The sequence below is a fragment of the Streptomyces sp. NPDC002734 genome (assembly GCF_040295685.1).
Taxonomy (GTDB): domain Bacteria; phylum Actinomycetota; class Actinomycetes; order Streptomycetales; family Streptomycetaceae; genus Streptomyces.
This window is the reverse complement of record NZ_JBEOVU010000036.1, coordinates 22,500-35,211: the sequence shown is the minus strand read 5'-3', so window position 1 is coordinate 35,211 and position 12,712 is coordinate 22,500. Positions and strand designations below refer to the sequence as shown.

8 protein-coding genes are annotated in these 12,712 nt (G+C 73.2%); 4 read left to right on the top strand and 4 right to left on the bottom strand.

The features are described from left to right. Positions 1-60: 60 nt before the first annotated feature. The 3 genes from ABT026_RS26655 to ABT026_RS26645 all read left to right on the top strand — a co-directional run bounded on the left by ABT026_RS26655 (position 61) and on the right by ABT026_RS26645 (position 8,529). On the top strand, positions 61-1,716 hold the full coding sequence (locus ABT026_RS26655) for a hypothetical protein (RefSeq protein WP_351117687.1): 1,656 nt from the start codon (positions 61-63) through the stop codon (positions 1,714-1,716). Then, entirely contained in the window at positions 1,713-3,083 is a 1,371-nt protein-coding gene (locus tag ABT026_RS26650; RefSeq protein WP_502968058.1) for a glycosyltransferase 87 family protein, read from the top strand. Before ABT026_RS26655 ends, ABT026_RS26650 begins: the two co-directional genes overlap by 4 nt. Before the next feature lie 442 nt (positions 3,084-3,525). Next, on the top strand, positions 3,526-8,529 hold the full coding sequence (locus ABT026_RS26645) for an NAD-glutamate dehydrogenase (protein WP_351117686.1): 5,004 nt from the start codon (positions 3,526-3,528) through the stop codon (positions 8,527-8,529). Between the two features lie 91 nt (positions 8,530-8,620). Here ABT026_RS26645 and ABT026_RS26640 read toward each other — a convergent pair whose 3' ends face one another. From ABT026_RS26640 to ABT026_RS26625, 4 genes are all read right to left on the bottom strand, one after another. Beyond that, positions 8,621-9,040: a hypothetical protein gene (locus ABT026_RS26640; protein ID WP_351117685.1), complete on the bottom strand. Its 420-nt coding sequence runs from the start codon at positions 9,038-9,040 to the stop codon at positions 8,621-8,623. A 153-nt stretch (positions 9,041-9,193) separates the two neighbouring features. Continuing rightward, positions 9,194-9,703 carry a hypothetical protein gene (locus tag ABT026_RS26635; protein WP_351117684.1) on the bottom strand — a complete coding sequence of 170 codons (510 nt, stop codon included), beginning with the start codon at positions 9,701-9,703 and terminating at the stop codon, positions 9,194-9,196. 189 nt (positions 9,704-9,892) lie between these two features. After that, positions 9,893-10,687, bottom strand: coding sequence for an ABC transporter ATP-binding protein (locus ABT026_RS26630; RefSeq protein WP_351117722.1), 795 nt, complete (start codon positions 10,685-10,687; stop codon positions 9,893-9,895). Between the two features lie 7 nt (positions 10,688-10,694). Further along, the gene (locus ABT026_RS26625; RefSeq protein WP_351117683.1) at positions 10,695-11,615 is read right to left on the bottom strand and encodes an ABC transporter permease; all 921 of its coding nucleotides are present in this window, start codon (positions 11,613-11,615) and stop codon (positions 10,695-10,697) included. A gap of 148 nt (positions 11,616-11,763) precedes the next feature. Between ABT026_RS26625 and ABT026_RS26620 the strand changes: the two genes are divergently transcribed. Further along, positions 11,764-12,489 carry a TetR/AcrR family transcriptional regulator gene (locus tag ABT026_RS26620; RefSeq protein WP_351117682.1) on the top strand — a complete coding sequence of 242 codons (726 nt, stop codon included), beginning with the start codon at positions 11,764-11,766 and terminating at the stop codon, positions 12,487-12,489. The last annotated feature ends 223 nt before the right edge of the window (positions 12,490-12,712 follow it).

The following is a 12,712-nucleotide window of genomic DNA, read 5'->3' as shown; positions in this document are numbered from 1 at the left end:
CACGGACACCGGCACCGGCACCGGCACCACCGACTCCCCCTCCCCCGGGGGCGGAAAGACGTGACCGTCACCACCCGCCCCCTCAAGGGGACGAGAACCCCCCACGGCTCCACCGCCTCCCGCCGCTTCCGTCCCCGCCACCCCTCCCCCTACGCCGTCCTCGGCGGCCTCGCCTGGCTCGTGCTGACCCTCGCCTCCTGGCGGGTCCCGATGTGCTGCGACTACGGCCAGCACGCCGCCGTCGTCGAGCGCCTGCGCGAGTCGCTGTTCCACCCCCGCCACCCCCTGGTGGACCTCCCGGGCGACGGCAACCCCTACTACTCCCCCTACGCGCTCGCCCAGGGCGCCTTCGCCCGCCTCACCGGCCTGAACGGCATCGAGACGGTCCGTCTGGCGACCCCGTTCAACCTGGCCGTCCTCCTCACCGGCCTGAACCGCCTGGTCCGCGCCCTCACCCCCCGCCCGTGGGCGCCCGTGTGGGCCCTCCTCGCCGTCACCCTCCTGTGGGGCACCGAACGCGCCTGGTGGAGCGGGTTCCTGAACCTGATGTCCTCCACGGGGCACGCCGGTTACCCCTCCGCCTTCGCCCTCGGCGCGACCCTCTGGGCCTGGTCCCTGACCGCCACCCGCGCCCACGCCGCCGACGGCACCGGCCCACGCACAAGCCCCGGCCCCGGCACCGGCACCGGCACCCGCACAAGCCCCGGCACGGGCAACCGCACCGGCAACCGCCCCGGCATCCGCTTCGTCGGCCCCCGCGGCCTCCCCGGCCTCCCCGGCTACGCCGCCCTCGGCGCCCTGTACGGGCTGATCCTGCTGACCCACCCGGTCACCTTCGTCGCCGCCGCCCTCGGCGCCGTCGCCTTCGTCGCCGCGTCACCGCGGAACCTGGCCCCCGCGCTGCTCGGGCGCTGGGCGACGGCCGCCGCCGTCGCGTTCGCGCTCGCGGTGGCCTGGCCGTACGCGGACGTGCTGGCCCTGGCCGGGGACCGCAGCCTGGACGTGATGCACCGCCAGCTCTACGACCGCATCCCCGAGCGTTTCTGGCTCGCCGTCGTGCTCGGCGTCCCGGCGCTGGCCGTGCGGGCGCGCAGGGCCGGCCGTCCCTGGCGCGACCCGCTGACGCTGCTGTTCCTGCTGGACTGCGCGGCCCTGGCGTACGGCTGGTACAGCGGTCACTGGACGTACGCCCGCCTGCTCGGCCCCGCCCTGCTCCCGCTCCAGCTGGCCCTGGCCGTGGAGCTGGCCGCGCCGCGCCCCTGGTCCCGGTGGCGCAAGGCGCTGGGCACGGCGGCCGTGGCGGGCGCGGTGTGCGGGCTGCTGACCGTGCACGCGGGCGCCCTCGTCCCCTGGAGCCGCCTCGACCAGCCGCCGCGCTGGCCCTCGTACGACTGGGCGGCCCGGCACATCGGCCGGGGCGAGACCCTGCTGGCCGACGGCTACTTCGCGCCGCGTCTGCTGCCGGGGTACGGCGTCGACCTGGTGGCGCCGCCCTGGCCGGACCCGGCGCTCGGCGAGGCGGAACAGGGCCGGCGGACCGAGGCCACCGCCCGCTACCTGGACCCGGCCACCGGGCGCGCCGGGCGGGAGGCCGTGGTCCGCCGCTACCAGGTTCGCTGGCTGCTGCTGACCCGTTGGCGGAAGCCCCCGAAGGAGGCGGTCGTGGTGGCCTGGAGCAGGGAGACGGGCGAGGTCCTCGCCCGGGTCGGCCGGTGACCAGGTCCGCGACGGGCCGCGTCCGCCCCGCCGCGGCCGTCGCCGCACTCGCCCTCCTGTGGCTGCTGACCCGGGCCGTGATGCTCTGGCTGCTGACCCACGACCACCTCCCGTGGCTCGGCGCGGGCGGCGTCACGCACGAACCGGAACGGCTCTACACCCGCTGGCGGGAGACCCTGGACGACGGCTCCTACCCCTCCGGCGACCCGCTCTGGCAGTACCCGCCCGGCGCGGGCGCCGCCCTGCTGCTGCCGGGGCTGCTGCTGCCCCGGCTGCCCTACCCGTGGGCGTTCACCGCGCTCACCCTGGCCGCGGACGCCGCCGTCGCCGCCGCCCTGGTCCGGACGGGCCTCACCCGCCACGCCCGGGGCGACGGCGAGCGCAGCCTGCTCGGCGCGCTGCTGTGGACCGCGGGGCTCCCGCTGCTCCTGCACCTCCCGCTGGCCCGTTTCGACGTGCAGGTCACCGCGCTCGCCGTGCTCGCGCTGCTCGTGGTGCGCCGCCTGCCCCGGCTGGGCGGCGCGCTGGCCGCGCTCGGCGCGCTGGCCAAGGCGTGGCCGGCGCTGGTGCTGGCCGGCACCGAGCCCGGCCACACCACCCGGCGGGCCTGGACCTCCGCCGGGATCACCGCCGTCACCCTCCTCGCGCTGCTCGCCTCGCTGTTCGCCGACGCGCTCTCCTTCGTCCGGCAGCAGGGCGGGCGGGGCGTGCAGATCGAGTCGCTCGGCGGCACGCTGCTCTCCTTCGCCTCGCACGCCGGCTGGCCGGGGCGGGTGCGGTACCAGTACGGGGCGATGGAGCTGGTCGGCCCGGGCGTCGGGGTGGTGGCCGCGGCCTCGCTGACGCTGACGGCGGCGTCCTTCGCGCTGATCGTCCTGTGGCGTCTGCGGGTGGTCGGCGCCACCCGCGCGGCCACCCGCGCGGCCGCCCGCGCCGCCGCCCCGCAGGGCCGCTGGGACCCGGCCCTGACCCACGACGCCCCACTGGCGGCCGTCCTGCTGCTCACGGTGACCAGCCGGGTGATCAGCCCGCAGTACATGATCTGGCTGCTGGGCCTGTCCGCGGTGTGCCTGACCCTGCGGCGCTCGGCCCAGCGGCCGGTGGCGCTGCTCGTCGTGGCGGCGACGGCGGTCAGCGCGCTCGCCTATCCCGTCCTCTACGACGAGGTCGTCGCCCGCACCTGGACCGGCTGCCTGGTGATGGCGGTCCGCAACGGCCTGCTGGTGGCCGCCGCCGTCCTGTCCTGCGTACGGCTGGCGCGCCTCACCCCGGGGCGCGGCGACGGACCGCACGAGGGGCCCGGCCCGGCCTCCCGCGGCGCCGGCCACGCGCCGACGGCGACGCCCCAGGGCCCGCCGCCCGGCTGAGCGAAGCCCGCGCCGAAGGCGCCCCCATACCGCCCCGCCCCACTTCCCGGCGCTGTGCGGACCGGCAAAATAGCACCCCCTGTTTTGTACACATACGGCTCATGACGGCCCCCTCTCACCGGCATATAGCCTTGTGGCGTGATCAGCGCGATAGCCGGCGCGGGCGCACCAGCCCTCGCATCGCGCCCGGAGCACCCGGTGGACACCCGGGACCGGGCGCCGCTCGCTGATATTTCCGAAGGGGCCGGGGAGGCCGCGACATCGACGTCGCGCATGGCTGGATTCCCCACGCGCGTCCCCGCTCCAGGCATAGCGTCGGAAGCGACCGACGCTGTTTGCCTCCACCGGCCGGCGTCAAGACGTACTGCCGGAAACACCTCGGCCCAACCGGCCGACTTCCCATCGACGTCACGCAACGGCGCGCGACAGGAGCCAAGGAACAATGCAGACCAAGCTGGACGAAGCCAAGGCCGAGCTGCTCGAGAGGGCGGCCCGGGTAGCTGAGAACAGCCCGGCCGGAGGACGTCTTCCGGCCGGGGCCACGGACGAGGGCGGAAGGAGCCCCGACCGGGCCGCCGTGCTGTCGTTGCTCCAGCGCTACTACCTGCACACGGCGCCCGAGGACCTCACCGACCGCGATCCGGTCGACGTCCTGGGCGCGGCGTACTCCCACTACCGGCTGGCCGGCAACCGGCCGCAGGGCACGGCCGCGGTGCGCGTGCACACCCCGACCGTCGAGGAGAACGGCTGGACCAGCAGCCACTCCGTGGTCGAGGTCGTCACCGACGACATGCCGTTCCTGGTCGACTCGGTGACCAACGAGCTCTCCCGCCAGGGCCGCGGCATCCACCTGGTGGTCCACCCGCAGGTCGTGGTCCGCCGCGACCTGACGGGCAAGCTCCTGGAGGTCCTCGACACCCCCGTCGGCTCGGACGTCGAGCTGCCGCACGACGCGTACGTCGAGTCGTGGATCCACGTCGAGATGGACCGCGAGACCGACCGCGAGGACCTCAAGCAGATCACCGCGGACCTCCAGCGCGTCCTGTCCGACGTCCGCGAGGCCGTCGAGGACTGGGAGAAGATGCGCGAGGCGGCCCTGCGGATCGCCGACGAGCTGCCCGCCGAGCCCCTCGCCTCCGACCTGCCCACGGAGGAGATCGAGGAGGCCCGCGAGCTGCTGCGCTGGCTGTCCGCCGACGCCTTCACCTTCCTCGGCTACCGCGAGTACCAGCTCGTCGACGACGACACCCTGGTCGCCGTCCCCGGCACCGGCCTGGGCATCCTGCGCTCCGACCCGCAGCAGGGCGCGGGCGGGGACGAGCACGACGGCGACCGCGGCGCGGACCCGGCCGGCCCGTCCTTCGAGCGGCTGCCCGCCGACGCCCGCGACAAGGCCCGCGAGCACCGGCTGCTGGTCCTCACCAAGGCCAACAGCCGCGCCACCGTGCACCGGCCCAGCTACCTGGACTACATCGGCGTCAAGAAGTTCGACAAGAACGGCGAGGTCGTCGGCGAGCGCCGCTTCCTCGGCCTGTTCTCCTCGGCCGCCTACACCGAGTCGGTGCGCCGCGTCCCGGTGATCCGCCGCAAGGTCGCCGAGGTGCTGTCCGGCACCGGCTTCTCCCCCAACAGCCACGGTGGGCGCGACCTGCTCCAGATCCTGGAGACCTACCCGCGCGACGAGCTGTTCCAGACGCCCGCCGACGAACTGCGCTCCATCGTCACCTCCGTCCTCTACCTCCAGGAGCGCCGCCGGCTGCGGCTCTACCTGCGGCAGGACGAGTACGGCCGCTACTACTCGGCGCTGGTCTACCTGCCGCGCGACCGCTACACCACGGCCGTGCGGCTGCGGATCATCGACATCCTCAAGGAGGAACTCGGCGGCTCCAGCGTCGACTTCACCGCCTGGAACACCGAGTCGATCCTCTCCCGGCTGCACTTCGTGGTCCGTGTGCCGCTCGGCACCGAGCTGCCGCACCTGTCGGACGCCGACAAGGAGCGCATCGAGGGCCGGCTCGCCGAGGCCGCCCGCTCCTGGGCCGACGGCTTCGCCGAGGCGCTGCACGCCGAGTTCGGCGAGGAGCGCGCCGCCGAACTGCTGCGCCGCTACGGCAACGCCTTCCCCGAGGGCTACAAGGCCGACCACACGCCCCGCGCCGCAGTCTCCGACATCGCCCGCCTGGAGCACCTGACCACCGCGGGCGTCGAGGAGGAGTTCGCGCTCAGCCTCTACGAGCCGGTGGGCGCCGCGCCCGGCGAGCGCCGCTTCAAGATCTACCGCCACGGCGCCCCGGTCTCCCTGTCCGAGGTGCTGCCGGTCCTCACCCGGCTCGGCGTCGAGGTCACCGACGAGCGCCCCTACGAGCTGCGCTGCCCGGAGGGCCACGACGGCATCACCGGCGCGTGGATCTACGACTTCGGTCTGCGCCTGCCGCGCACCGCGCTCACCGCGGCCGGGGAGTTCCTCGGCGGCGACGACGCCCGCGAGCGGTTCCAGGACGCCTTCGCCGCGACCTGGACCGGCCGCGCCGAGAACGACGGCTTCAACTCCCTGGTGCTGAGCGCCGGTCTGACCTGGCGCGAGGCGATGATGCTGCGCGCCTACGCCAAGTACCTGCGCCAGGCCGGGTCGACGTTCTCGCAGGACTACATGGAGGACACCCTCCGCGACAACGTGCACACCACCCGCCTGCTGGTCTCGCTCTTCGAGGCGCGGCTGTCGCCGGAGCGGCAGAGCGCCGGCCTGGAGATCGTCGAGGGTCTGCTGGAGGAGCTGGACGGCGCCCTGGACCAGGTCGCCTCGCTGGACGAGGACAGGATCCTGCGGTCCTTCCTCACGGTCGTCAAGGCGACCCTGCGGACCAACTTCTTCCAGCTGACCGACGACGGCCGGCCGCACGACTACGTGTCGATGAAGTTCGACCCGCGGGCCATCCCCGACCTGCCGGCGCCGCGCCCCGCCTTCGAGATCTGGGTGTACTCGCCGCGCGTCGAGGGCGTCCACCTGCGGTTCGGCAAGGTCGCCCGCGGTGGTCTGCGCTGGTCGGACCGTCGCGAGGACTTCCGCACCGAGGTCCTCGGCCTGGTCAAGGCGCAGATGGTGAAGAACACCGTCATCGTGCCGGTCGGCGCGAAGGGCGGCTTCGTCGCCAAGCAGCTGCCCGACCCATCGGTGGACCGCGACGCCTGGATGGCCGAGGGCGTCGCCTGCTACCGCACCTTCATCTCCGCGCTGCTCGACATCACCGACAACCTGGTCGGCGGCGAGGTCGTGCCGCCGCAGGGCGTGGTGCGGCACGACAGCGACGACACCTACCTGGTGGTCGCCGCCGACAAGGGCACCGCCACCTTCTCCGACATCGCCAACGAGGTCGCCCAGGCCTACGGGTTCTGGCTGGGCGACGCGTTCGCCTCCGGCGGCTCGGCCGGCTACGACCACAAGGGCATGGGCATCACCGCCCGCGGCGCCTGGGAGTCCGTCAAGCGCCACTTCCGCGAGCTGGGCGTGGACACCCAGTCGCAGGACTTCACCGTGGTCGGCGTCGGCGACATGTCCGGCGACGTGTTCGGCAACGGGATGCTGCTCAGCGAGCACATCCGCCTGGTCGCCGCCTTCGACCACCGGCACATCTTCGTCGACCCCACCCCGGACGCGGCCACCTCCTACGCCGAGCGCCGCCGCCTGTTCGAGCTGCCGCGCTCCTCGTGGGCGGACTACGACACCAAGCTGCTCTCCCCGGGCGGCGGCGTCTTCCCCCGCACCGCGAAGTCGATCCCGCTCAACCAGCACATCCGCGAGGTCCTCGGCATCGACTCCGGCGTCACCAAGATGACCCCGGCCGAGCTGATGAAGGCCGTGCTGAGCGCGCCCGTCGACCTGCTGTGGAACGGCGGCATCGGCACCTACGTGAAGGCCTCCACCGAGTCGAACGCGGACGTCGGCGACAAGGCCAACGACGCCATCCGCGTCGACGGCCGGGACCTGCGGGTCAAGGTCGTCGGCGAGGGCGGCAACCTGGGCCTGACCCAGCTCGGCCGCATCGAGTACGCGCAGTCCGGCCACGGCGGCGAGGGCGGCAAGGTCAACACCGACGCCATCGACAACAGCGCGGGCGTGGACACCTCCGACCACGAGGTGAACATCAAGATCCTGCTCAACGGGCTGGTCACCGCCGACGACATGACGGTCAAGCAGCGCAACAAGCTGCTCGCCGAGATGACCGACGAGGTCGGCCACCTGGTCCTGCGCAACAACTACGCGCAGAACACCGCGCTGGGCAACGCCGCCGCCCAGGCGCACGACATGCTGCCCTCGCAGCAGCGCTTCCTGCGCCACCTGGTGCGCTCCGGCCGCCTGGACCGGGCCATCGAGTTCCTGCCCACCGACCGGCAGATCCGTGAGCGCCTCCAGCACGGGCAGGGCCTCACCGGCCCCGAGACCGCCGTGCTGCTGGCCTACACCAAGATCACCGCGGCCGAGGAGCTGGTGGGCACCGGCCTGCCCGACGACCCGTACCTGCGCCGCCTGCTGCACGCCTACTTCCCGGCGGCGCTGCGCGAGCGGTTCCAGGAGCAGATCGACAACCACCCCCTGCACCGCGAGATCGTCACCACGGTCCTGGTCAACGACACCGTCAACACCGGCGGCACCACCTTCCTGCACCGGCTCCGCGAGGAGACCGGGGCGTCGCTGGAGGAAGTGGTGCGGGCGCACACCGTGGCCCGGGAGATCTTCCACTGCGGCCGCGTCTGGGACGCCGTGGAGGCGCTGGACAACCGGGTCGCGGCGGCCGTCCTCACCCGGATCCGGCTGCACTCGCGCCGCCTGGTCGAGCGTGCCACCCGCTGGCTGCTCAACAACCGGCCGCAGCCGCTGGCCATCGCCGAGACGGTGGAGTTCTTCGCCGAGGGCGTCGAGCAGATCTGGGGCCACCTGCCCAAGCTGCTGCGCGGCGCGGACCAGGCCTGGTACCAGCACATCCACGACGAACTGGCGGGCGCCGGCGTGCCGGAGGAACTGGCCTCGCAGGTCGCCGGGTTCTCCTCCGCCTTCCCGACGCTGGACATCGTCGCGACGGCCGACCGGATCGGCCGGGACCCGCTGGAGGTCGCCGAGGTCTACTTCGACCTCGCCGACCGGCTGCGCATCACCCAGCTGATGGACCGCATCCTCGAACTGCCGCGCGCCGACCGGTGGCAGTCCATGGCCCGCGCCTCCATCCGCGAGGACCTGTACGCCGCGCACGCCGCCCTCACCGCGGAGATCCTCGCGGCCGGCGAGCCCTCCGACACCCCGGAGCAGCGGTTCGAGGCGTGGCAGGGACAGCACGCCGCGATCCTGAACCGGGCCCGCACGACGCTGGACGAGATCCACAGCTCCGACAGCTTCGACCTGGCCAACCTGTCGGTCGCGATGCGCACCATGCGCACCCTGCTGCGGTCGTAACCCCGGCCCTGCGGTCGTAACCCCGGCCGTCGCCGCACCGGAGCCGAGCCGGCCGTTCCGCCCCGCGGGACGGCCGGCTCGGCCGTTTCCCCTACTCCTCGGGTGCCGCCTGCGTGCGCCCCACCACGAGCAGCCACTCCACCGTGTCGGGGGCCGTCACGACGGCGGTCCCGGAGCGCTCCGCCGCCTCGCCGGAGAACTGCTGCCGGTACTGGGCCACCTTTGCGTCCCTGCACTCGCCGGAGACCACCTTCTTGACGCGTGGCAGCCACACATCCACCCTGCCGACGCCCCGGCACGTGATCCCCACGTTCAGCACGTCCCCCGGACGCGCTCGCGGGTACTCCTTGCTTCCGTTCCCGCTGTCGGGCAGTGCCAACTGCGGCACCTCCTCCTGGCGAGGCTCCGCCGCGTCGCTCTCCGAGGGCGCCGTCGCCACCTGCTCCGACGCCGTGCCGGGCGACGGCTCACCGGAACCGGAACACCCCGCCACACACAGCACAGCCACCATCGCCGCACCCCACCGACCACGCATCACGCTTCTCCCCTCAGCTGTCGAACGGCCCGACCCTAGATCCACAAGTCCGCGCGAACACCGGCACCAGCCGGAAGGTTGAGGGAGAACTGAGGTCCCGGGAGGCGATGCGGCGCTCCCTCGACGAGATCAGGGAGACGTAGCCGGCACGGTACGGGTGACGGTGAGCGTCCACTCCACCTCCGGGGGAGCCGTCACGACGGCGGTGCCGGCGCGCTCCGCCCCCTCGACCCCGATCCGGTGCTCGTACCCGGTGACCTTCCCGTCGTGGCACCGGCTCGGGACGGTCGTACCGACGCGGGGCACCCGCACCTCGACCGTCCCGTCGCCCCGGCACGAGAGGGTGAGCGTGAGGGCGTCCCCGGCCCGCCCGGACGGGTACGCCAGGCTCGCGTCCCCCCGGTGCTCCAACGCCTCCGCCGGCTCCTGCTCCGGCACCGGCTCCTGTCCGGCCGGCAGCTCCTGCCCGGCAGACGGCTCCCGCCCGGCCGCGGGCCCGGAGGGGGCCGGTCCACCGTCCGCGGCCGCGGGCAGCTCCCTCCCGTCGCCCCACGACGTCTCCGCGGTGCACCCCGCCGCACCCGCCACGGCCGCCACCACCGCCGCCACCACCACCGCGGCACCCCGTCGACCTCGCATCGCATTCCCCCCGTTCGTCGAAGAGCCCGAGCGTAGGTCCGTCGCACGGCGCGGGCGCCTCCCCGCCGCGATCCCTGAGCAAGATCTGAGATCACCGGCCGACGCCGGGCAGCGCAAAGGGGCGGTCCGGGGACACACGCCCCGAACCGCCCCTCCGCAGCACGCCGCGTACGCGCGCCCTGTCTGCCGCTACTTGCCGGTGAACTTCTCGTACTCCCGCATGACGTCCTCGGTCGGGCCGTCCATCCGCAGCTCGCCCCGCTCCAGCCACAGCACCCGGTCACAGGTGTCCCGGATCGACTTGTTGTTGTGGCTGACCAGGAACACCGTGCCCGCGTGCTTGCGCAGCTCGCGGATCCGCGCCTCGGAGCGCTTCTGGAACTTCTTGTCGCCGGTCGCCAGCGCCTCGTCGATCAGCAGCACGTCGTGGTCCTTGGCCGCCGCGATGGAGAACCGCAGCCGCGCCGACATGCCGGAGGAGTACGTCCGCATCGGCAGCGTGATGAAGTCGCCCTTCTCGTTGATCCCCGAGAAGTCGACGATCGACCGGTACCGCTCACGTATCTGCTCGCGCGACATCCCCATGGCGAGCCCGCCGAGGTGGACGTTGCGCTCGCCGGTGAGGTCCTTCATCAGCGCCGCGTTGACGCCCAGCAGCGAAGGCTGGCCGTCGGTGAAGATCTGCCCGTTCTCCACCGGCAGGAGCCCGGCCACCGCCTTCAGCAGGGTGGACTTGCCCGAACCGTTGGTGCCGATCAGCCCGATCGCCTCACCGCGGTGCGCCACGAACGTCACGTTCCTGACCGCGTGCACCCGCCGCACCCCGGCGGCCCGCTCGACCTTCTCCTTGCGCCGCACGATCCGGCTGAGCGCCGCCGTGGCCGCGCCCCGTCCGCCGCCCGCGCCGTTGACCTTGTAGACGATGTCCACATGGTCGACGACCACCGTGGGGATCCGCTCCCCGGTTGCGTCCTTGAGGTCCATCCGCTGCTCAGCCACGGCCGTAGGTCTCCTCAGCCTTCCAGAAGAAAACGAATCCCCCGAGGCCGGCGAGCAGCGCCCACCCGCCGGCGATCAGCCACACGTGGTCCGGCAGCTGGCTCGCGGTGAAGCTGTCGATCAGCGCGAACCGCATCAGGTCGATGTAGACCGCCGCCGGGTTCCACTGAAGGATGTTGAACACCCAGCCCGGCAGGTCGGTGCGCTGCGCCACCTGCGTCAGGCTGAACATCACGCCGGAGGCGTACATCCAGGTGCGCAGCACGAACGGCATCAGCTGCGCCAGGTCGGGGGTGTGGGCGCCGAGGCGGGCCAGCACCATCGCCAGACCGGCGTTGAAGACGAACTGCAGGATCAGCGCCGGCACCACCAGCAGCCAGGACCAGGCCACCGGCACGCCGAAGATCAGCAGGATCACGGCCAGCGCCGCCATCGAGAACAGCAGCTGCTGGAGCTGCTGGAGGCAGTACGAGATCGGCAGCGAGGCCCGCGGGAAGTGCAGCGCGCGGACCAGGCCGATGTTGCTCGCGATCGCGCGGGTGCCGGTCATCAGCGAGGACTGGGTGAACGTCCACACGAACACGCCGGTGACCAGGAAGGGCACGAAGTCCGGAATGCCGCGGGAGGTGCCCATCAGGACGCCGAAGATGAAGAAGTACACCGCGGCGTTCAGCACCGGCGTCAGCACCTGCCAGAGCTGTCCCAGCTTGGCCTGGCTGTACTGGGCGGTGAGCTTGGCGGTGGAGAAGGCGGTGATGAAGTGCCGCCGCGCCCAGAGCTGCCGTACGTAGCCGGTCAGGGTCGGGCGGGCCCCGCTGACCGTGAGACCGTGCCGGGCGGCCAGCGCCGGAAGGTCCCCGTGGTCGGGAACCGCCGGACCGGCGGCGTGCGGTGCGTCGAGAACCTGGCTCACATCCGCGGCCTTTCGTCGAGCGGGAGTGTTGGCGACGTTACGACGGAACGGGACCGTATCGTCGTCCGCGCGGCCTGAGCCTAGGCCGGGAACACGTCGCAACGCAACCGTCCCGTCGTCACGACGTCTTCGCCCTATGCTGGATCGCATGACTGACGCCGAAGCCGTCGAAGCCGCTGGGGCCGCCGGGGCCGGGACCGCCGAGGCCGCCGGGACCGCGGGCGCCGCGGGCGCCGCGGGCTCCGCGGGCGCTGCGGCCTCCGCGGGGGGCGACTCCGCGCCGCGCCGCAGGACGCCGGCCGGCGCGGCGGTACTGCGCGAGGACGTGACGCAGGCCATCCGCGCGGCGGTGCTCCAGGAGCTCGCGGCGGTCGGGTACGCGCGGACCTCCATCGAGGGGATCGCGCGCCGGGCCGGGGTCGGCAAGACGGCGGTCTACCGGCGCTGGCGGGGCAAGCTGCACCTGGTCCTGGACATCGTCTCCGCGCTGGCCGTCGAGGGGCTGCCCGCGCCGGACACAGGGTCCCTGGAGACGGACCTGCGGCTGCTGTACGAGTTCACCTCCCGCGCGCTGCGGCACCCGGTGGCCTCGCAGATCATCCCGGACCTGCAGGCGGAGGCCGCCCGCAACCCGGAGATCGACGAGGCGTTGCGCAAGGCGGTGCGGTCGGGCCAGGAGAGCGTGGCCCTGCGGATCCTCGCGGCGGCGGTGGAGCGGGGCGAGCTGCGGCGCGGCCTCGACGAGGACATCGCCCTCGACCTCATCACCGGCCCCCTCTACTGGCGCACCGTCATCCTCCGCCAGCCCCGCCTCCCCAAGTCCCACCTCCCCACCCTCACCCGAGCCACCACCGCCGCCCTCAAGTCCCTCTGACACGAGCACGAGGTCCCCCAGGCCCGAGCGACGGAATCCCCCACCACGCCCAACGGGCAGCCGAAGCCTCCGCCTCCGCACCCCACCAGCAGACGGGGCAGCACCTCCCACCACCCTGCCGGCACACGAGGCAGCATCTCCCACCACACCCTGCGGGCAATCGTGCCGCTGGGGCGATGGGGGTCCCCCCGGACGAAGTCTGGGGGAGGGTGGGCGCAGGGCC

Bases quoted from the DNA above. Each gene is read 5' to 3' on its own strand.
- ABT026_RS26640 (WP_351117685.1), bottom strand. From the start codon at position 9,040: ATGGTGGCTGTGCTGTGTGTGGCGGGGTGTTCCGGTTCCGGTGAGCCG.
- ABT026_RS26635 (WP_351117684.1), bottom strand. From the start codon at position 9,703: ATGCGAGGTCGACGGGGTGCCGCGGTGGTGGTGGCGGCGGTGGTGGCG.
- ABT026_RS26645 (WP_351117686.1), top strand. From the start codon at position 3,526: ATGCAGACCAAGCTGGACGAAGCCAAGGCCGAGCTGCTCGAGAGGGCG.
- ABT026_RS26630 (WP_351117722.1), bottom strand. From the start codon at position 10,687: ATGGACCTCAAGGACGCAACCGGGGAGCGGATCCCCACGGTGGTCGTC.
- ABT026_RS26620 (WP_351117682.1), top strand. From the start codon at position 11,764: ATGACTGACGCCGAAGCCGTCGAAGCCGCTGGGGCCGCCGGGGCCGGG.